At 63.9% G+C, this 20,167-nt stretch carries 20 protein-coding genes; 10 read left to right on the top strand and 10 right to left on the bottom strand.

The window, feature by feature from the left end; genetic code table 11:
• Nucleotides 1-301: 301 nt before the first annotated feature.
• The 6 genes from LIG30_RS02150 to LIG30_RS02130 all read right to left on the bottom strand — a co-directional run bounded on the left by LIG30_RS02150 (nucleotide 302) and on the right by LIG30_RS02130 (nucleotide 5,052).
• A complete protein-coding gene (locus LIG30_RS02150; RefSeq protein ID WP_051994830.1) occupies nucleotides 302-1,417 on the bottom strand; it encodes a hypothetical protein in 1,116 nt (371 codons plus the stop codon).
• A 180-nt stretch (nucleotides 1,418-1,597) separates the two neighbouring features.
• Entirely contained in the window at nucleotides 1,598-2,014 is a 417-nt protein-coding gene (locus LIG30_RS02145) for a hypothetical protein (RefSeq protein WP_083493860.1), read from the bottom strand.
• Between the two features lie 856 nt (nucleotides 2,015-2,870).
• Entirely contained in the window at nucleotides 2,871-3,083 is a 213-nt protein-coding gene (locus tag LIG30_RS25900) for a hypothetical protein (RefSeq protein ID WP_152985974.1), read from the bottom strand.
• A complete protein-coding gene (locus LIG30_RS02140) occupies nucleotides 3,076-3,393 on the bottom strand; it encodes a DUF6966 domain-containing protein (RefSeq protein ID WP_051994829.1) in 318 nt (105 codons plus the stop codon). The genes LIG30_RS25900 and LIG30_RS02140 overlap by 8 nt, the downstream gene beginning before the upstream one ends.
• A 148-nt stretch (nucleotides 3,394-3,541) precedes the next feature.
• Nucleotides 3,542-3,853 carry a hypothetical protein gene (locus LIG30_RS24840; protein ID WP_200929629.1) on the bottom strand — a complete coding sequence of 104 codons (312 nt, stop codon included), beginning with the start codon at nucleotides 3,851-3,853 and terminating at the stop codon, nucleotides 3,542-3,544.
• A 236-nt stretch (nucleotides 3,854-4,089) separates the two neighbouring features.
• Nucleotides 4,090-5,052 (bottom strand): bifunctional helix-turn-helix transcriptional regulator/GNAT family N-acetyltransferase, encoded by a 963-nt coding sequence (locus LIG30_RS02130; protein WP_038709272.1) that lies wholly within the window; start codon nucleotides 5,050-5,052, stop codon nucleotides 4,090-4,092.
• A 481-nt stretch (nucleotides 5,053-5,533) separates the two neighbouring features.
• On the opposite strand from LIG30_RS02130, the gene trhP reads away from it, so the two are divergent.
• The 3 genes from trhP (at nucleotide 5,534) to LIG30_RS02115 (ending at nucleotide 8,552) form a co-directional block, all read left to right on the top strand.
• Nucleotides 5,534-6,832: a prephenate-dependent tRNA uridine(34) hydroxylase TrhP gene (gene trhP / locus LIG30_RS02125; protein WP_038709269.1), complete on the top strand. Its 1,299-nt coding sequence runs from the start codon at nucleotides 5,534-5,536 to the stop codon at nucleotides 6,830-6,832.
• A gap of 135 nt (nucleotides 6,833-6,967) precedes the next feature.
• Nucleotides 6,968-8,230, top strand: coding sequence for a type II toxin-antitoxin system HipA family toxin (locus LIG30_RS02120; RefSeq protein ID WP_038709267.1), 1,263 nt, complete (start codon nucleotides 6,968-6,970; stop codon nucleotides 8,228-8,230).
• 16 nt (nucleotides 8,231-8,246) lie between these two features.
• Entirely contained in the window at nucleotides 8,247-8,552 is a 306-nt protein-coding gene (locus LIG30_RS02115) for a helix-turn-helix domain-containing protein (protein ID WP_038709266.1), read from the top strand.
• 15 nt (nucleotides 8,553-8,567) lie between these two features.
• Here LIG30_RS02115 and LIG30_RS02110 read toward each other — a convergent pair whose 3' ends face one another.
• Nucleotides 8,568-9,683, bottom strand: a complete 1,116-nt coding sequence (locus tag LIG30_RS02110; RefSeq protein WP_038709265.1) for a succinylglutamate desuccinylase/aspartoacylase family protein — start codon at nucleotides 9,681-9,683, stop codon at nucleotides 8,568-8,570.
• A 16-nt stretch (nucleotides 9,684-9,699) separates the two neighbouring features.
• Nucleotides 9,700-10,476: an ABC transporter substrate-binding protein gene (locus LIG30_RS02105; RefSeq protein ID WP_038709264.1), complete on the bottom strand. Its 777-nt coding sequence runs from the start codon at nucleotides 10,474-10,476 to the stop codon at nucleotides 9,700-9,702.
• A gap of 929 nt (nucleotides 10,477-11,405) precedes the next feature.
• On the opposite strand from LIG30_RS02105, the gene LIG30_RS02100 reads away from it, so the two are divergent.
• Nucleotides 11,406-13,073, top strand: a complete 1,668-nt coding sequence (locus tag LIG30_RS02100) for a methyl-accepting chemotaxis protein (protein ID WP_160326670.1) — start codon at nucleotides 11,406-11,408, stop codon at nucleotides 13,071-13,073.
• A 39-nt stretch (nucleotides 13,074-13,112) separates the two neighbouring features.
• On the opposite strand, the gene LIG30_RS02095 is transcribed toward LIG30_RS02100, so the two are convergent.
• Nucleotides 13,113-13,859 (bottom strand): glucose 1-dehydrogenase, encoded by a 747-nt coding sequence (locus LIG30_RS02095; protein WP_038709317.1) that lies wholly within the window; start codon nucleotides 13,857-13,859, stop codon nucleotides 13,113-13,115.
• A gap of 311 nt (nucleotides 13,860-14,170) precedes the next feature.
• Here LIG30_RS02095 and LIG30_RS02090 point away from each other — a divergent pair, with 311 nt between their 5' ends.
• From LIG30_RS02090 to LIG30_RS02065, 6 genes are all read left to right on the top strand, one after another.
• Nucleotides 14,171-14,569, top strand: a complete 399-nt coding sequence (locus LIG30_RS02090; RefSeq protein WP_038709263.1) for a DUF488 domain-containing protein — start codon at nucleotides 14,171-14,173, stop codon at nucleotides 14,567-14,569.
• Nucleotides 14,570-14,848: 279 nt separating this feature from the next.
• Complete coding sequence (locus LIG30_RS02085; RefSeq protein WP_038709316.1) at nucleotides 14,849-15,040, top strand: DUF2964 family protein; 192 nt, start codon at nucleotides 14,849-14,851, stop codon at nucleotides 15,038-15,040.
• A 30-nt stretch (nucleotides 15,041-15,070) separates the two neighbouring features.
• Nucleotides 15,071-16,207 (top strand): ABC transporter permease, encoded by a 1,137-nt coding sequence (locus LIG30_RS02080; RefSeq protein ID WP_038709261.1) that lies wholly within the window; start codon nucleotides 15,071-15,073, stop codon nucleotides 16,205-16,207.
• 2 nt (nucleotides 16,208-16,209) lie between these two features.
• Nucleotides 16,210-16,908: an ABC transporter ATP-binding protein gene (locus LIG30_RS02075; RefSeq protein ID WP_083493857.1), complete on the top strand. Its 699-nt coding sequence runs from the start codon at nucleotides 16,210-16,212 to the stop codon at nucleotides 16,906-16,908.
• The gene (locus LIG30_RS02070) at nucleotides 16,905-17,990 is read left to right on the top strand and encodes an HlyD family secretion protein (RefSeq protein ID WP_038709258.1); all 1,086 of its coding nucleotides are present in this window, start codon (nucleotides 16,905-16,907) and stop codon (nucleotides 17,988-17,990) included. The genes LIG30_RS02075 and LIG30_RS02070 overlap by 4 nt, the downstream gene beginning before the upstream one ends.
• The gene (locus tag LIG30_RS02065) at nucleotides 17,968-19,458 is read left to right on the top strand and encodes an efflux transporter outer membrane subunit (protein ID WP_038709256.1); all 1,491 of its coding nucleotides are present in this window, start codon (nucleotides 17,968-17,970) and stop codon (nucleotides 19,456-19,458) included. Before LIG30_RS02070 ends, LIG30_RS02065 begins: the two co-directional genes overlap by 23 nt.
• A gap of 57 nt (nucleotides 19,459-19,515) precedes the next feature.
• Here LIG30_RS02065 and LIG30_RS02060 read toward each other — a convergent pair whose 3' ends face one another.
• Nucleotides 19,516-19,962: a hypothetical protein gene (locus tag LIG30_RS02060; protein WP_038709255.1), complete on the bottom strand. Its 447-nt coding sequence runs from the start codon at nucleotides 19,960-19,962 to the stop codon at nucleotides 19,516-19,518.
• Nucleotides 19,963-20,167 lie beyond the last annotated feature (205 nt).

Genomic DNA, 20,167 nt, shown 5'->3' with positions numbered 1-20,167 from the left:
CGCATAACCCAAGGATCAGACCGTAGCACGGCGTAGATGATTGACGGGCAAAGGGCCGCTATCAGTGCGGACCTAACGTTTGAGTGTCCGTATGAGCGCTCTGGTGAAGGGCCGTAGATGGCCGACTTCCGCCTGATGCGGTCGGCCGAAGCCGACCTGCATCAGCCCTTCGGAGTGGGGGAACAACAAGGGGTTTTGGGTTTCTGCCTACGCAATGTGAAGTGGGTTCGGTGGTCGTCGCAGTGAGTGGGCGCGCGTGGGTTGGAGGGGCCATCAAGCTGTTTGGCCTACTGTCAAAGGCTCAGGGCCCCGGCGGGTTAGGGGTGGGGTAGGTGAGGGTGCTGCGGTTGGTCCCGCCAAAGGTAAGGTAGTAAGGCGTTTGCAGCGGGCCACCACTCGCCATCGGTGCGACGAACACGTCGTATGCTTTCGTGCTCACATCGTACCGACGCACCGATCCAGTATCCGGCCCGTTCCCTGTGATCGGCACGAAAAGCTTGCCGTCCGGGCCGAACAGGAGAGCTTGCGCATAAGAGCGGGCGGTGTCTGACACACCGGGTGGGTCGAGATTAATCTGGTCCACGAAGGCGCCAGGCGTGCCCCCGCGAGGACCTTGGAAAATCAGGATCTTGTCGTTGCCGGTCGCTCCCGATTTGAAACTGGTGATGTAGAGGTTGCCATCCGGCCCGAATACCAACCCTTCTGGGCGTTGGAGGTCATTTACGCTGTCAACGAAGACGTCGACGAATTGACCGTCCAGGGTGAAGCGCAGAACCTGCCCTCCGACTCGCGTTGCGGTGCAGGGATAGTTGGACACGTAAAGTCTGGCATCCGGCCCGACCACAACGCCGCGAGGGTGGAACTCACCCGGGGAGTTCGGGGTTGGTAGGCTACACGTCCCAAGTGGCGTGGCAGCGGGCGGAGCATAGGCGCCGATAAAAGTCCCGTCATTCTTGTATTTCAACAGCCGTCCAGGGAGTACCGGCTTATACTGCCGGGACTCAGTGCTGAACTCGGCCACGAACAGGGTACTGTTGTCGATACCAACAATGATGCCGCGCGGCACGCCCGGCGCATTCGGGTCGCCGTTGGTGACGATCCGATTTACGAGGCCATTCTGGTCGTACTCCAGAATGTCGCCGTTGGTTGAGGTATTAACGTTCTGGTCCGAAACAATCAATTCGCCGAGCCCCGCAAAGACCAGTCCCATAGGCCCGCGCAAACCGCCTACCGACTGTTTCACAAAGGTTCCCTGGTACTGACCGTCGGTGGAGCGAAAGCGTTTCACGGTACTGTCACCGTTATCGCCAATATACAAAGAGTCTTGGGCATGTGATGGAGGGCTATGGCCGAACTCAAGCGCCATTGCGAGCAGCACGCTGATTGTCAGCGTTACAATCCTGGTGTCTTTTGGCATGGCAAACTCCTTTTTGTTGGTGCGGGAACTACTATGTATGTAGAGTTAATGCTGGCGTCTAATGGTATGGACGCCCCCACCTAAAACGGCATCGATGTACCAAAGTGGAAGTGTCAAAGCCACCACCTGAACGAGAGGCGGCGTCATCATGAAGATTAAGAAAATCGGGATCGATATGATTCAGGGTGCCTCTTCACCTGCCTTGTCGGGTACGACTACAAGGTAATCAATCGCGCTAAACGCAGGCCCCTGTGCCGGATTACCGGAGTCACCTAAAACGACCCGATTTCCTGTCCGTGGGTTCACCCGGAAGAGTTTTGTTGCGGCGCCGATTCCTGCGCCCATGATCATGTTTCTGTCCTGATACAGGAATGCGCGGGTATAGTCGACCGCGGAAGCCGATTCGCCGACCACCTGGTCGCTATCGTTGATCGCGCCAGCAGAACTGTAGTCCCCACCAGAAGGCGTACCCAGATCCTGTATGGCAAGCGCGTAGGCCGAGGCCGGCTGGCAGGCCTGAAAAGATATCAGGGCGAAGATCATCACGGCGCGGGAAATGCAATAACCCACGCCGGATCGCTTGCATTCGGATGGCATTGCCCACTCCTTCGGGCAGAATCGCGCTACTCGCCCGGTAGCCGAGAAGGCGAATTCGGTGGTGTGGGCGGGGCAACAACTAATGTATCGACGCAAGCCCCGGCTGGATCGTTGGCTCACCGGCCAAGCGATTTCGATACAAGCATGAATCACACCATGGCCGCCGACTCAAGGATTCCGGATTTTCGGCCTCCAACTCGCGTCAAAAGCGTTTCAGCAGAGAAACGCGACGGGCGGGAAGCACATGCTCGTCCATGGCGTCGAAGTCCCGAATGTCCTGAAAGCGACCTGACGCGGCCTGACCAGCACCGATACCCGAAGGCCAGCAAGGCCGATGACGCGACAAACATGATCATCGGAGGAGCGGTCCGGTACCTGAGTGAAGCCGACGTTCGAATGTCCGCCTGAGCGCGCGGTCAGATGTCCATAGATGGCCGAACCCGGAAGTTCGTCGTCCGACGACGATCATGCTTCGCGACTCGGCCTCGAATTTCCGTAGTCGACCCGTAAGGGACCTTCAACTCGCCCAACAGCGGTCGTTCAAAATGTTGCATCATTGGCAGCGTAGTCAACAACCCCGGCTGATTGCGTACAAGTCAATGTCGCCAGACGAAATCAATGCAGGATGCTCCGAGCTGTTTGATGCGTGGTGCGAACGTCGTGCTGTTCGCCCTTTGCGACATTTACTCTCAGCATGGCCACTGACGAGTGGCCTAACCGACGATTGGGGTGCACTTCGTGAAGCCTTACGAGCATTGCGAGCAGATCGTCGTACAGAGATTCCCGATACGGAACTTGGTCAAGTGGATGATTTGATCCGCGCTGTTGACCTAGTCGTCTTTCGCCAATGAATTGCCTACCGACCAGCGCCGCTGGAAATCCAGGCTCGAACGACGACATCGACAGTGGCCACCACCGTATCCCAATCGTCAGGATCGAGTCCATGTGCATCAATCCCGTTCAGCGCTTTGGCAGCCAGTTGGTTCGAGCGGGCGGTCGAGATATTAAATCGCTCTTGGATAAGCGTCGCCGTTCTTCGCAGGGTGTCCGGACTGTAGCGTTCAGTCACTGGCATTCACCCATTTATTGAGTCTTCTCGCAAGGTCATAAATCTCGCATCGAAGTTCGTCGAAGCGCTCATTGTCGTCGTGGGGGACCAACACTCCGGTCTCGTCGCTGGTCCGCTGAAGGACAACATCGTTGAGGCTGCCCATCCCCCCGTATGCCGACAGTAGGTGTTCCACGCCGTAGCCATCATGGAGGAGAATGAGCCTCGCATCTTTGGCCAACCAATCTGCCCAATGAATTTGGCCGTACAAGCGCAGCAATTTTTCCGCTTCGCGAAGCATCTCGGCAAGTACTTCAACTTCTGAGGTCATTGATACCCCTTAATCGGCTGTTCCGTATAGCGAAGCTCAATCCGAACGCAGTGGAGTTGACGAGGTCGAATGGTCAAAGCTCACCGCCCGGCGCCCGATGCCGCGCGCCGTTTCCGCGCAGAAGCGAGGGGCCGAGGACATCTGTCACTCAGCAACTCGGACGCACAAATTCCAGCCCGAATCTCACGTTGTAGGCAAGGAAGCGTCCTTCGGGCGTTATGAGGAGGCCAGCAATATTCTCGCGCTGAAAGTCGTCAAGACGCGATTCATCGTTGATACCAAGGCTCACATTAAAGGCACCGTTTTCCTCGATTACCACCTTGTGATCATAGTTCACAACCGCCCCGAAACAGGTAATCTCGCCTCCGTCGACAACTAGTGCTGAATGCAGATCATCGGCACTTACCCAGCGACCCTGCATTTGCTGTGGCAGCGGCTCATCACGTCCCAATCGATTCACTGTTCCCCCTCATGCGCGAGTGTGATTGTCGACGATATAGGAGGCGGTGTCGAATGTCCCAAACTGGCCGCATCCGGACCCACGATGCCGTTGGACCTACTCGGGCGACCGTCCGGGGCCCGGACCGCAGACATGAACCCTGAATGGATCGTTGACATGGAGAAACTCCAAGTTCCCAAACCTTCGCGTAGCGCGGCAGAATCTTGCTCGAGTATCTATATCCAGCCAGACCACCGTTATGAGGAAGCCCGGGTTCCCCGGCGAATGAACTGCTGTTCGATCACCGTGCTTCCCCACTGATTGCCCGGCTCCTCGTGCGCCAGCTCAAAACCGAAAGATTCGTAAAGCCGCCGTGCGGCATCCAGCCCCTTGAACGTCCAGAGTTGGGTGGCAGCGAATCGTTGCCTGTCGCAAAAGGCCACGGCCTCTGCCAGCAGCTGGCGACCCACTCCGCTTCCACGGCAGCCATCGTCCAGAATGAACCAGCGCAGATGGCTCTGGTTGTTGCCCAAGTCCTGCCCGTCGATGGCGATGGAGCCGACAATCCGGTCATTTTGAGTCGCCGCCCAGATTTCATTACACGGCTCGTCAAGGCGGCCGACAAACTCGGCTACGCCACTGGCCACTTGGCATTCGAAAAACTGCCCGAAACCGGAGTGCCGGGAATAGAACGCGGCGTGCATTTCGGCCACGCGCCCGACCAGTCCCGGCCGGTAACCCGAGCTGACCTGAATCGAACGAGGTGAGGCCTCAGCCGTTCCGAGGCGACAGGCCGTCAGGGCTTGAGCGTATGCACTTAGCCCTTGGGCCACCGCTTGCCGCTGCGACGGGTTCAACTGCTCAAGCGCGGTTGTGACCTGCATTCGGCCGTAGGCGTGAATCTCCGCAACCGTGTGTTTACCTTGTTCTGTCAGGAATAACTGTTTGACGCGGCCATCATCATCACCGGCAGCTTCCCCCAGTTCCCCGGCCTGGATGAGCTTGCCCACCATCCGGCTGACACTGGATTTTTCGAGCCCCAGAACCTGCACGAGTTGAGCCGCCGTCATGGAACCGCTTGCCCCGATTTCCAGCAACGCATGTACTGCCGAAGGAGAATAGTCGGTGCCCGCCAAGGTAGCCTGCATGAACCCCAATTCGCGGACCATCATGCGCGATGCTGCACGAATTTCTTCAATTAGGGATGGATCGGTGCTCATTTGCGGAATCTCCTCATCGATATGGTTGCATCGTACAACAATATGGTTGCGCGATACAACCATGTTGCTGGGAGATTTGACGGTCGTGCGTATTTGCCGCGAGTAGGTAGGTGCTTTAGTGCCGATTGAGTGCAATGCCGCAAACGAGCCAGGCAGAAATCGGCAGGCCGTCGCGCGGGATAAGGGCTCGTCATGGCCGACTGCCGTCCGGCGTGGGCGGCTGCACCTGACCTTTACGGTCATACGCAGTTGCGATAACCCGAATGCCGCTCCCGAGGTAGAGCGGTCGCTTGAGTGCCCGTCCATGCGCGGCGGCGGACGAGCGGATGTGGCCGATAGCCCGCTTTAACTGCAGCGCTTGCAGGCGGGGCCGATCCGATCTCCGCGACGCGCCGAAAACAACGCGCCAGCATGCGCTAGCGCAAAGAGTGCCCGACAAAGCGCTGGTATTTTTACGGGTTTTGTTCCGCAAACCTACGCCATGAAGCGCCCAACACTCCTCAGCCCCGCCGGCTCGCTGCGCGCCTTGAACTACGCTCTCGCATACGGCGCCGATGCGGTGTACGCGGGCCTGCCACGCTACAGCCTGCGCGCGCGCAACAACGAGTTCCGCAACACGGGCTTCCTCGGCGAAGGCATCGAAGCCTGCCGGGCCGCCGGCAAGCGCTTCTACCTGACCGTCAATCTGATGGCGCACAACCGCAAGGTCGACACCTTCATCAGGGACTTGAGCGATGCGGTGGCCCTTGGCCCGGATGCGCTGATCATGGCCGACCCCGGGCTGATCATGATGGTCCGCGAGACGTGGCCCGACATGCCGGTCCACCTTTCCGTGCAGGCCAACACCGTCAACTACGCCAGCGTCCGTTTCTGGAATTCGATCGGCGTATCGCGGGTGATCCTGTCGCGCGAACTCTCGCTCGACGAGATCGCCGATATCCGCCAACGCTGCCCCGATACGGAACTCGAAGTCTTCGTGCACGGTGCGTTGTGCATCGCATATTCCGGCCGCTGCCTGCTCTCCGGCTACTTCAATCACCGCGACTCGAATCAGGGCACCTGCACCAACGCGTGCCGCTGGAGCTATCGCATGACCGAATCGGAACTGACGGCTGAAGGCGAACACGTGCCGCGCCACGCGGCAGCGGATCGCGTGTATCTGCTGGAAGAAGAAGCGCGCCGCGGCGGCGAATGGATGGAGCTGTCCGAGGACGAACACGGCACGTATCTGATGAATTCGCGTGACCTGCGTGCGATCGAGCATGTGCAGCGACTGGTCGATATCGGCGTCGATTGCCTGAAAATCGAAGGTCGCACCAAGTCGCATTACTATGTCGCGCGTACCGCACAGCTCTATGCGCGCGCCATCGACGACGCGGTCGCCGGCCGCCCGTTCGACGCGGGGCTCATTGGCCGCCTCGACGGCCTCGCCAATCGTGGCTACACCGACGGCTTCCTGCAGCGGCATCGCTCCGAGGATTATCAGAACTACGCCAGCGGATCCTCGGGTAACGCGCGTCAGCAGTTCGTCGGCGAATGGCTGGCTTATGACGCGGCGACCGGGCTGACGACGCTCGACGTGAAGAATCGTTTTGCCGTTGGCGACGTGCTGGAGATCGTGACGCCGGACGGCCCGCGCGACGTGACCTTGACTCGCATGGACAACATGGAAGGGCAAGCCTGCGATGTCGCGCCCGGCAGTGGCCACACGGTGCGGGTCGATATCGGGGAAACCGGGCCGATGACGCTTGTGGCCCGATATGTCGCGGATGGTGAGTAGGCGCTGAACCCGAGGATCTTCCGCACGCGCCAGGATGCCCGCACATGGATGAACCTCAAAAAAGCGCTTATAAGAAGCATATGGGCACTTCGCCGCCTCATTGTGCTACATTTATGAGGCACAAGGAGACGCCTCATGGATTGCACCCTACAGATCTTTCTGGACGATCGCTGGGTCGACTGCGCCCAGATCGAATTCGACGGTGGACTTTGCCAATGGAATTTCCAGGTGATGTATGCCGTCGAGCATATGGACGCGCCGCTATCGTTGGCCGAGCCAGTCGATATGGACATCCGCACGGCGCGGACCATGCCAGCCTTCCTCTACGATCTCGTCCCGCAGGGGGGCGGTCGCCGATTCCTGCTGGGCGAGCTGCAACTTCCGGACGGTCCTGAAGCGGACTTTCCGTTGATCTGCGCGGGCGCCTTCAATCCGGTCGGCCGCATTCGGGTCGCAGAAGCGGTCGACTACTTTGAGGCGCACGTCGCGCGGCACCCGGACGCGCGCGGCCTGCCCGGCATGACGATCGACGATGTCACCGGGCGCAGCGCGGAATTCACGGAAAGGATGCGCTTGCACGGGATGCTGGGCACAGGCACCACGGGTGTCCAGGGCGCTGCGCCGAAATATCTCCTGACGCGGGATCGGGCGGGCCTGCTGCACGGCGATGCGGTTCTGCCCGATGCCGATGCTACCCGGCATCTGATCGCGAAACTGCCGCGCGGGAAGAGTGCGGCCGACGAGAAGGTTCTGCGCAATGAAGCGGCGTATATGCGGGTGGCCGCTGCGCTCGGTATTCGCACGCATGCGGATTTGCCGACCCTTCACGGGGACGTTCTGCTGATTCCGCGCTTCGACCGGATCGCGCGCGACGGGAAAGTCGTGCGACTCCATCAGGAAAGCGTGGCGTCGATTCTGCGGCTGTCCGGCTTCGATCGGCGCCCAAGTCTTTTCGAGGTGGTCGCCGGGATTCGCCAGGTCGTGACCGATCCCGTCGCCGAAACGCTCGAATTCATCAAGCGCGACGTGCTCAATCTTGCCATGCGCAACACCGACAATCACGCGCGCAATACGGCCGTGCAACTCATCGACGGCGAGGTCCGGCTCACGCCCCTGTTCGACTTCGCGCCGATGTACCTGGACCCGGAAGGCGTGCCCCGAACGCTCAGGTGGTATCACCCCGATACCCGGGTTGAGCTGACGGACTGGGGCGACGTGCTTGCGGCATTGCCTGTACCTGACCACGAACGCCGGATGCTCGCGCTCGGAATGAGTCAATTCGGCGCGCAGATCGAACGCCTGCCCGACATCATGGAAGAGCAGGGCGTCGACCGCGACATCATCGCGTTCCTGACACAGTCCATCGATGCGCAGGTCCGACAACTGAACGCCCTTTAACCGCCAGAGCCCCATCATGCCCCGTCGGAACCCGCTGACCCGTGACGAGCAGAACACCCTGCGCCGCGCCTTCTATGAAAGGATCGAGCGGGGCGACATGAGCATTCCCGAGGCCTTGAAGGCGATGCGCGGAATGACCGGCCTGACACAGGAGGAATTCGCCGCGCACCGGGGCGTGAGCCGTCGGGTCATCCAGGACATCGAGCGCGGGACCGGCAATCCGACCGTCGATTCGCTCAACAGCATTGCGAAGCTTTTCGGCCTGCAAGTGGGTTTCGTTCCGATCCGGCGAAAAGAAACCGCTTCGCCGACCTCGACCTGACGGCCGGCGAAGCGCTCAGCTCGGCAGCAGCGAGCCGCTTCGAATCGGCTTGGCCCCGGCGATGGACGCGACCTCCATCCCCGCCGTGGCGAAGCGCGTGCGGTGCCGCGCATACAGCACGCCGACGATGGCGCTCCTGATCGTGGCGACGCGCCCGGTCAGCGGGTCGACGACATCGGCGATCTCCTGGCCGGGCTCGACCCGGACGCCGAGCGGCGTGCGGAACACGAGCACGCCGGACATCGGCGCGCGGAGCGACTCGGTGCCGGCGAACGGCGTGGCCGCGAACTCGAGTGGCGGCAAGGGGGCCGGCGTACCGTCGATGACGCCCCGGTACGTCAGGTATTCGACGATCGCGTTCGCGTCGCGCTCGGCATACGCGTAGGTCACGTCCGACTGGCCGCGCAGCTCGATCGTCACCGAGATCGAGCCGTTCGGAATCGGATAGCGCTCGCCGTAGCGCGCACGCAGCTCGGACCAGCAGAAGCTGTGAATCTCGTCGAATGGATTGCCGATCGAATTGAGCGCGAACAGCGAGGCCTTCGCGTCGAGATAGCGCGCGAGCGGCTCGACATCGGGCCACAAGTCGGGGTTCGTGAACAGATGCATCGCGGCTTCGAAGTCGCAGTGCAGGTCGAGCACGACATCGGCGTCGTACGACAGACGCTGCAGCGCGAGGCGCTGCGATTCGAGCTCGGTGGCCGGCGTCTGCTCGTCGAGCGCCTCGCGCATGGCGGCGCGCACGGCGAGCAGGTTCTGTTGCGCGTCGCCGGTCAGGCGAGGCTCGATGCGCGGGATCACGAGCTCGGCCAGATCGTGGAAGTTGCGGTTGAAGTTGGCCGCGGTGCCTGTTTCGAAGCGGCCGATCAGCTGGCCGAGCAGCCGCTGGTTGAGGCCGATCGGATTGGGTACCGGCACGACGACGATTTCGCCGCGCAGCCTGCCTGCCGCCTCGAGCGCGTCGAGGCGCTTGCGGAGCTCCCATGCGACCAGCATGCCCGGCAGCTCGTCGGCGTGGAGCGACGACTGGATGTAGATCTTCTGCCCGCCGGCCGGGCCGTAGTGGAAGCTGGTCAAGTGACGCTCGGTGCCGAGCGTCGGGGAAATCAACGGATGGGTCTGGGTTTGCATGATGGCTCGTTGGCTGTCAGGAGCCGTACACGTCGAACGAGAAGTACTTGCCTTCGATCTTCTTGTAGGTGCCGTCCTTGATCATGTCGGCGATCGCCTTGTCGATCTTCGTCTTCAGGTCGGTGTCTTCCTTGCGCAGGCCGATGGCGGCGCCGTGGCCGAGCGTCCCTTTCGGGTCGCTCAGGTCGCCGCCCGTGAACTCGAAGCCTGCGCCGCGCGCGGTCTTCAGGAAGCCCATGTCCGCCTGCACGGCGTCTTGCAGCGCCGCGTCCAGACGGCCCGCGATCAGGTCCCCATAGACCTGGTCCTGGTCCTGGTAGGACACGACCTTCACGCCATTCGGCGCCCAGCTGGTCTTCGCATAGGTTTCCTGGATCGAGCCCTGCTCGACGCCGACCGTCTTGCCTTTCAGCGCATCAGCGGTCGGCTGGGCAGTCGAGCCCTTCTTCGCGACGAGGCGAGTCGGCGTGTGGAACAGTCTCGCCGAGAACGCGATCTGCGCTTCACGCTGCGGCGTCATCGACATCGACGACAGCACGCCGTCGAACTTCCGTGCCTTCAGCGCCGGGATCATGCCGTCGAACGCGCTTTCGACCCAGACGCATTTCGCGTTCAGGCGCTTGCAGATCTCGTTGCCCACGTCGATGTCGAAGCCGACCAGCTTGCCGTCCGCGCTCTTCGATTCAAACGGGGGGTAGCTCGCATCGACACCGAACCGGACGGTGGACCAGTCCTTCGCGGAGGCGGAGGTTGCGATCGCCAGGATCGCCATGCACAGGGCAAGTTTCTTCATTGACGTAAGGTTCCCGAAGGGTGGTTGGGTGCCGCCGAGGAGGACGGTGGCGGGTTCAACACGAGGTGCTGTGCCTGCGAGTTGTATATACAAGATACGGAATCAAAATATTGGGAGGAAGTAGGGTTTTCGCTGAGGATGAGTCGGGGAGCGCCAATGCTGGCGATGGATGCGGGTGAGGCGGGGTCTGGCTGGGAAAAATGGAATGCGTGTCGACGGTCTTGTTGTATAGACAGCAATCTTCCCGACGAAAGCGTGACGAAGGTCGGTTGCGTAGCAGGCTGTGTCGTGTTGGAAAACACCTTGGGAGGCCATGGCCATGGAATTGGCGGCCGCCGGATCAGCGAAACGTTGCACTTGATTCCAGAGACCGTCGAGTGCCAAGGGAAAAGAGCCCCGACGAATTTCAGGGATTTTTCTTTACGCGTTGGGGCGCCATCTGGACTCGAATCGACTTAAGCGGTTTTTCAGGCTGTCGCTTCTCGCTGAAAATCAATGCGTTGCCGGACTCGGGTTCACGGTATCGAAAATCGGGGAGTGCCGGTCTGAACGACTGAAAACAAAAAAAATACATTAATTTCCACTGCATGGCCTGCAATAGCATGAGCCCTCAAGAACAATGGACGCAGCACCGCATCGCGATGCGCGGTCTTCGAATACTCGGGGCAATAATGAGAACCGGCGCAACAAGCAGGCCATTCGTGATTCCGAAAACCATTAGAAGAATTGTTTGCGCATGCGGGGGCGCCCTTGCAGGGCCGGCAATTGCGCATTGAGTCGCGCAGGCTGAATCCCGATTCTCATTCAATCTCTCGCGTTGCATGCAGATTTGCTTTTTCCGGGCGATCTGCGATGCGGGGCCCAACACAGGTCGGCGGCGCCGGACGGCCCGACGCGCCTCCGCGGCTCTGAACGCTACGGTGATCAAAATGGCTCAAACCCGCGTTATTACCCGGCTGGCAGCCGGTTTCGGCGTCGTGCTCGCCATGCTCGTCGCCCTGTCCGTGGTCGGCATGGCCGGCATGGCCAGCATTCGCAGCAAGCTGGACGACATCGTGCTCATCCACGACGCCGAGACGATGCGCGCGACGAACCTGCGCAGTGCGGTGAGCGGTATCGCCATCGCCATCCGCAACATGGCTGTGATGACCAATGAAAGCGATGTCACGGCGGAACAGTCGGCGATCAAGGCGCAGGAGGCTTCCTATGCTGAAAACTATCGCGCGCTGGGTCGTCTGTTTGACGCCTCGCCGCTCACCACCGGGGAAGAGCGCCGCCTTTTCGCCGCGCTGCGTGACCAGGAGGCGCAGACATTGCCGCTCGTCGAGAAGGAGGCGATGAACTGGGCGCTTGCCAATGATCAGGATGCGGCATTAAAAGTGCTCGTGCACGAAGTGAGGCCGAAGCAGGTCGCATGGCTGTCCACGCTGGACCAGTTGCTCGCGCTTGAGCAGGGCCGCGCGCGCGATGCGGCGGATGCCGCGTCCGCGACGTGGTCGCGTCTTGCGGTGGTCACAGTGGCCGCCGTGATAGCGGCGCTCTGCGCGGGCGTGGCGGCTGCGATCCTGATTACGCGCAGCATCTTGAGGCAGCTCGGCGCCGATCCGGGCGACGCGCAGCGTCTCGCCGGCGAAATCGCTGGCGGAAACCTCGCGGTGGCGGTGGCGCTTCGGCCGAACGACAGTCGCAGTCTGATGGCCTCGCTCGAATCGATGCGCTTGCAGCTCATGTCGATCGTCGGACAGATCAAGACCTCGGCGGAATCAATCGCGGTGCGCGCAGGCGAGATCGCGGCCGGCAATACGGATCTTTCGCAGCGCACCGACGAGCAGGGCGCAGCGCTTGAACAGGCCGCGGCCAGCATGGCCGAACTGACCGCCGCCGTGACGCAAAACTCGGCCGATGCGGCGCATGCCAGCAGCATCGCCCGTGCCGCTTGTGAAGCGGCGGGGAGGGGCGGCGAGGTGGTCGGGCGCGTGGTATCGACCATGGAGGACATTGCGGGAAGCTCGGCGCGTGTCGCGGAGATCATCGGCGTCATCGAGGGCATTGCGTTTCAGACCAACATCCTCGCGCTCAATGCGGCGGTCGAAGCAGCGCGTGCCGGCGCCGAGGGGCGTGGCTTCGCCGTGGTGGCCGGCGAGGTGCGCACGCTGGCCCAGCGTAGCGCGGATGCGGCGAAGGAGGTCAGGGCGCTGGTCGGTGAATCGGTCGGGCATGTCGAGGCGGGGTCCCGCCTCGTTGCGGATGCGGGCGAGAGCATCTCGGGACTCGTGCGCTCGGTGCATGAACTCACCGACATCATGGGCAATATCGCGACTGCGTGTGCCGCCCAGAAGAGCGATATCGAACAGGTCAATCGCGCCGTGACGGAAATGGACGAGGCGACGCAGCGCAACGCAGCGCTCGTCGAGCAGGTGGCCGGCGCCGCGCAAACGCTGGCTGGCGGCGCAGGCGGCCTGCGCGAGGCGGTGGCGGTGTTCAACGTCGCCAGTGCGCACAGCAACGCGCGGCACGAAGTGATTGACGACGACGCGCGTTTCGCCATACAGGCAGGCAGCGTAATGCGCGCCGGTACTTTTGCGTCAAGCTCGTAGCTGGGCGCCTGACCCAGGGGCGAGTTCCGCCAACCCGCGTTACCGCATTCCCCCACTGGCGACGATATGCTCCCCCGTCAGCCATCGAGCATCGTCCGATGCAAGAAAAACGACGGCCGACGCAATATCATCCGGCTGTCCCACGCGGCCGAGTGGCGTCTGGCCGACCGCAACGGCCTCGAAATCCGATCCGATGACCCCGGCACTGTGCGTACCCTCGGTCGCCACCACGCCGGGATTGATCGCGTTCACGCGGATCTTCCTCGGTCCCAGCTCGCGTGCGAGCACACCGGTAATCGCATCCACTGCGCCCTTCGTACCGCTATAGACGGCGCTCGCCGGTGGCGTAACGGTCGTCACGACCGAACTGACGTTGATGATGCTCGCGCCCTCGCCAAGATGCTTGACGGCCGCCTGCGTGGTGAGCAGCACGCCGAGCACGTTCGTATCGAACTGCCTGCGGTATTGCGTCTCCGTGATCTCTTCGATCGGCGCGAACTCGTAGACGCCAGAGTTGTTGACGAGTATGTCGAGGCGACCGTAAGTTTCGATCGCCTTGTCGACAATACCTTGCGCATCGGCGGCCTTCGACACGTCGCCGCCTACGGCAACCGCATTCCCTCCGGCCGTAGCAATCGCGGACACGACCGCGTCCGCACCCGCCTTGCTGCTCGCGTAGTTGACGACCACCGAAGCCCCTTCGGCCGCGAGCGCCTTCGCGATAGCGGCACCGATACCTTTCGACGCGCCCGTGACAACGGCTACCTTTCCTGCAAGTTTGCCCATGATGTTTCCCTCAGCGTAAATCGCACTGTCGATTGGAACCGGCGTCTTGACCTCCACAAAGCAATCGGCCGGCGATGAGCCAGAATGTAGCGATCCGTGCCGCTGCGATAAAGCAGCCTTGCACGAATTGACTGGCAGGATCACCCGAACAATCGGAGTAAGCGGGCGCAGAATCTCCAAAGGCATGGACCGCAACGACGAATACTCAATGGGATGGTCACCCCCACCCTGCGTGCGGCACGCCTGTCGCGCCCGCCCGCGCCGCGGTACGATGTGCGACGAAAACCTCAAGTCGAAGGAGCGCACCGCAAATGACCATTCGAATCGTGCAACTGGGCTCGCCTCGCGCGCCCGACGAGGGCCTGCGGATCGGCACCGTGCGGCGGCCGCCGCGTGGCGTGCCGAAAACCGAGTTCGCGTCGCGCGACTACTACGACGTATGGCTGCCGACGCTCTCTCCGAGCCCCGAGCTGGTCACGCAGGCCCAGGCCGCCGAGACCGATGCGGACTGGCGCGCGTTCGCCCGCAAGTTCCGCGCGGAAATGAACCATGGCGATCCGGCGAAGGTGCTGGACGTGCTGGCCGCGCTGTCCGCCACCACGCATTTCTCGATCGGCTGCTACTGCGACGACGAGCGGCGTTGCCACCGCAGCATCCTGCGCGAACTGCTCGCGGAGCGGGGCGCGGCGGTCGAGCCCGGCACGGCGTAAGCGCCAGCCTCCGCGCACGGGCTGCCGTCCGGCGCCCCCGCGCACGGGCCGCATCCCGCCTCCGCCGCGCACGACGCGGCATCCCGGCCGCAGCCCCCCGCATCCTCGCGCCATCCCGTGTTCCCGAACCAGGGCCGATCCCCCGCAATTGACCCATGTCAACGCCCCGTCAGCCCAAGCAGCGATCATGACATCTGCCTCCGGCAGTCGCACCGGAACGCCCCCCGTCGCCTTCAAGACATCGGGCAGCGACCGCCGGCCGTCTGGATGGAGACCTTGATGATACGAAAGCAATACCGGATCGTGCTCGCTGCGGTGAGCGTATTTATCGCCCTCGGGGCGCTTGGCGGCGCGGTGCACGGCCTCCTGTTCGACAACCAGCGTGTGTTCAAGTACGCTGTTATCGCGCTTGCGGCGGGCATTACCGCGTTCGTCGCATTGCTCAATCCCACTGCCAAAGACGAGCGCTGACACGCGCCGTCCCGTTTGCGCGGGGCGATCATGAAAGGCATCCTGCGGCTTGCGTTCAAGCTGCTCGTGAATGACAGCGCCAAGTTCACCGCGTTGATCGTCGGGATCACGTTCGCGGTGCTGCTGATGGTCGAAATGACCTCGCTGTTCTCCGGAATCCTGAACAAATCGTCGTCGACGGTGATCAACATCGGCGCGAAGGTCTGGGTGATGGACCCGGCCGTCCAGACGATCGCCAACAGCATCGGCATGCCGGATTACGTGCTCGACGCGGTGCGCAGCACGGAGGGCGTCAAGTACGCGGTGCCGCTGTATTCGGGTGTGGCGCTCGTGAAGTTGCGCAGCGGCACGTATCAGGCGGTGACGGTGATCGGCCTCGACGACGCCAGCCTGCTCGGGCGCCCGACGATGCTGCAGGGGCGCATCGAGGACATCTACGCGGAAAACGGCTTCATCGCGATCGAAGACACCGAGTTCCGCAAGCTCGAATACCCGAAGCTCGGCACCGATTTCGAGCTGAACGACCATCGCGGCGTGATCGTCGGGATCGCGAAGGTCGCGAGCAGCGGGCTGTTCGGCACGCCCACGCTCTACACCACCTACACGCGCGCAGTGCAGTACATCCCGTCGACGCGCTTCACCACGTCGTACATCCTCGTCGAGCCGAAATCGGCGGCCGCGATCCCGCACATCAAGGCGGTGGTCAATGCGCTCGGCTACGCGGCCTACACGCGCGAGGAGTTCGTCGAGCGCATCTCGCGTTTCTACAAGTACGAAACCGGTCTCGGCACCAACATCCTGCTGATGACGACGATCAGTTTCATCATCGGCCTGTCGATTTCCGGGCAGACGTTCTACACGTTCATTCTCGAGAATCTGGAGAAATTCGGTGCGCTGAAGGCGATCGGCGCAAAAAATCGCGAGCTGGTCGCGATGATCCTGTTCCAGGCAACCTTCACCGCGCTCACCGGCTATGGCCTCGGCGTCGGCCTGTGCGTCATGCTGATCACGCTCGCCAAGCTGCGCATTCCGGACTACGCGGCGCTGATCACGTACGGCAATCTCTGGCTCGCGTTCGCGATGGTGGTCGTGATCGCGGCGCTGTCGAGCTACATGGGCGTTCGGCGCGTGTTGCGCATCGAGCCGTTCGACATCTTCCGGGGGTGAGCGTGGGCGGCATCGCGATCGACGCGCGCGGCGTCAACAAGTGGTTCGGCGAAGGCGACGCGCGCACGCAGGCGCTGCGCGACGTGTCGATGCAGGCGCGCTTCGGCGAGATGCTGCTGATCGTCGGGCCGTCCGGCAGCGGCAAGACGACGCTGCTCAGCGTGATATCGGGAATCCTGCGCCCCGAATCCGGCACGGTATCGATCGAAGGCGTCGACCTGTGGCAGCAGCCGAACGACGCGATCGCCGAATTCCGCCTGAACCGGATCGGCTTCGTGTTCCAGGACTATCACCTGTTTCCGCGCCTGACGACGGTGGAGAACGTCGCGATCCCGCTGATCCTGCGGCGCCGCCCGTGGGACGATGCGATCGCCGAGGCGCTGACCTACCTGGACATCGTCGGCCTGAAGAATCGCGCGGGGTTGCCGCCGGTAAAGCTGTCGGGCGGCGAGCAGCAGCGCGTCGCGATCGCGCGCGCGATCGTCAGCCAGCCCGACCTGCTGATCCTCGACGAGCCGACGGCGTCGCTCGACGGCGACACCGGCCGCGTGATCATCGATTTCGTCAAGCACGACGTGCTGAACGACAAGCGCTGCATCGTGATCGTCACGCACGACAGCCGGATCTTCGAGTACGCGGACCGGATCCTGCGGATGGAGGACGGCAAGCTGAACGGCATCGACCGCGGAGGCGTGCGATGAAGCAGAAGCTCGTGTTCGTGATCGCGTTCATCGGCTTTCTCGCGAGCCTCGGCGCCGCGTGGGTGTACAGCCGGCGTGAGCCGCCGCAGCCGCCGGTGTTCCGGCCGGCCGCCAATCCGTACGCGCGCGGCGTCTATGCGATCGGGATCGTCGAGAGCGCGCAGCCCGCGGGCGAGAACGTCAACGTCTATCCGGACGTGACGGGCGCGGTGACGGGAATCCTGGCGCATGACGGCGACGCGGTGAAGGCGGGGCAGGCGCTGCTGACGATCGACGACGCCGTGCAGCGGGCGACCGCCGCGCAACTTGCCGCGCAGGCGGATGCCGCCGCCGCGCTGCTCGCCGAGCTGAAGGCGCAGCCGCGCCGCGAGGTGCTCGACGTCGCGAGCGCGCAGGTGAAGGCCGCGCAGGCAAGCCTGAAGCTGGCTCAGGATCAATACGACAAGCAGCGCCGCGCGTTCGACATCGACCCGAAGGCGGTGAGCCGCGACACGCTCGATACCGCCGCGAACAACGTGCGCGTCGCGGCGACGAACCTCGAGGTCGTGACGCGCCAGTTCCAGCTCACCCGCGCTGGCGCGTGGAGCTACGACGTGCGCAACCAGGAGGCGCAGGCCATCGCGCTGCGCAAGGCGGCCGATGCGTCCGCCGCGCTGCTCGCCCGCTATACGCTGCGCGCGCCGGCCGACGGCGTCGTGCTCGCGATGAACGCGGCGCTCGGCTCGTACCTGACGTCGCAGGGCGTCCACGACACCTATTCGCAGGGCAACGCGCCCGCCATCGTGCTCGGCACGCCGGGCGACCGCCTGCAGGTGCGCTGCTATGTCGACGAGATCCTGATCCACCAGTTGCCGGACCCGAAGTCGCTGAAGGCGCACATGCAGGTGCGCGGCACGTCGGTCGAGGCCGATCTCGCGTTCGACCGGGTGCAGCCGTACGTCACGCCGAAGATCCAGCTGTCCGACCAGCGCACCGAGCGCGTCGACGTGCGGGTGCTGCCGGTGATTTTCCGTGTGGTGCCGCGCAAGGACGTGCGGCTTTTCCCGGGGCAGATCGTCGATGTCTACATCGCCGGCAAGTAGCGGCGCGCGTATGCGCCGGGCCGCGTCCGCCAGGTTCGGCGCAGGCGCGCTGGCGCTCGCCGCGTTGCTTGCGGGCTGCGCGGTCGGGCCGGATTTCTCGCGGCCACCGCCGCCATCCGTGTCGCGCTACGTACCCGACGGCGACGCGGCCGGGACGGCATGGCGCGGCGGCGGCCAGACGCAGGCGCTGGCCGAAGGCGCCGCGCTGACACGCGACTGGTGGACACAATTCGGCAATCGCGCGATCGACGCGGCCGTCGACGACGCGCTCGTCGGCAGCGCGACGCTCGCCGGCGCGCACGCCACCCTGCGCCGCAGCGAGCACGCGTTGCGCGCCGGCGCGGGGATCTTCTTTCCGCAGGTAGACGCGCAGGCGGGCGCGTCGCGCCAGCAATATTCGCCGCAGCGCACCGGGCAGGGCCTGCCGCCGACGATCTTCAACCTGTTCACGCTGTCCGCGACCGTCAGCTACACGCTCGACATCTGGGGCGGCGAGCGGCGCCAGGTCGAGGGGCTTGCCGCGAACGTCGACGCGCAGCGCCAGGCGCTGGCGGGCGCGTACCTGATGCTGAGCGCCAACGTCGTCAACACGATGATCGCGCGGGCCGCGTACAGCGACGAGATCGACGCGACGCGCGAGATGGTCGCGCTGCTGCAGGAGCAGGTCCGCCTGACGCGCGCGCAGGTGACAGCCGGCGCGACCGCGTACGCGGCCGTGCTGACGCTCGAGACGCAGCTCGCGTCGCTGCAGGCGACGCTGCCCGCGCTCGCGCAGAAGCGCGCGCAGGCGGACGACCTGCTCGCGCTGCTCGCCGGGCGGTATCCGGCCGACTGGCAGGCGCCGGCCGTGTCGCTGGCGCACATCGCGCTGCCGGCGAACCTGCCGGACACCGCGCCGTCGACGCTGGTGCGGCGCCGTCCCGACATCCTGCAGGCGGAGGCGCAGCTGCACGCGGCGAGCGCGCAGGTGGGCGTCGCGACGGCAGCGCTGTTTCCGAGCATCACGCTGTCCGCGTCCGGCGGCTTCGACAGCACGGTCGCGAGCAACCTGTTCGCGGCAGGCAGCAAGACGTGGAGCGTGGGCGCGGGGCTCACCGCGCCGCTGTTTCACGGCGGCACGCTCTGGTATCAGCGGCGCGCCGCGCAGGACGCCTACGACGAAGCCGGCGCCGCCTACCGGCAGGTGGTGCTGTCGGCGTTCTCGCAGGTCGCCGACACGCTGCGCGCGCTCGCGAACGACGCGGCCGCGCTCGATGCGCAAACCCGCGCGCTCGCCGCGGCCGCCGATGCGCTCAAGCTCGCCGACGCCGGGTATCGCGCCGGCATCACCGGCTACATCCCGTTGCTGGTCGCCGACAGCCAGTACCACCAGGCGCGTCTCGCATGGCTGCAGGCGGTCGCGCAGCGGCTGCAGGACACCGTCGCGTTCTACGTCGCGCTCGGCGGCGGATGGGGCGACGGCGGTTGAGGGGACGGCTGCGCAGCGCGAGGCCGGGCGTTGTCGCGGGAGAGGTCGCGCCGGCCGCTAATCCGGGTCGCCCGGGGCGTCCGGCGGGACCCACGGCGGCAACTCGGCCCAGCCGAGCGGCCCGTACACGCTTCCGCCCGCCGACTCGATCGTTTCGACGAACGTCTGCAGCGTCGCGCCGCCCATCACGACGAGCAAGCGGCCGTCGAAGAAATTCTCGCTGCGCAGCCACGGCGCCGCGCCGTTGTTGATCTGCTCGACGCTGCACGAACAGGCGAGGCGGCCGGCTTCGGGCGGCAGCAGCGGCCCGTCGAACGCGACCTTGAGGATCTGCGTGCGCGAGTCGCTGTAAGGCGGCTTCGCGACGTCCTGGTACGGAACCGCCGCCCAGCTCTCGCCGCATTGCTCGTCGAGCGGCAGGCACGTGAAATACGCCCACGGCGCGCGCACGAAGCACAGCCGGTACTGGTCGCGCGCGCCGTCCAGATTCGCTATCAGGGCCATGATTCATTCCGTTATGCGATACCCCGTGTGTCGAGTGCGGGGCGTGCTCGGGGCAAGCGCGCGCGTCGCGCGATCCGCCGGCGTGCGGCCGCGGGCGGTCGTTCACTATTGGGCCGCGGCGCGGCCGGCGCGTTGACCCACGTCAAGCGCACGGCCGGGACGAGTCCGTTGATGTGGGTCAACCGCGCGCCGGCGCGCACCTCTA

This window comes from Burkholderia sp. lig30 (assembly GCF_000687455.2).
Lineage (GTDB): Bacteria > Pseudomonadota > Gammaproteobacteria > Burkholderiales > Burkholderiaceae > Burkholderia.
This window is presented reverse-complemented; position numbering and strand designations above follow the sequence as displayed.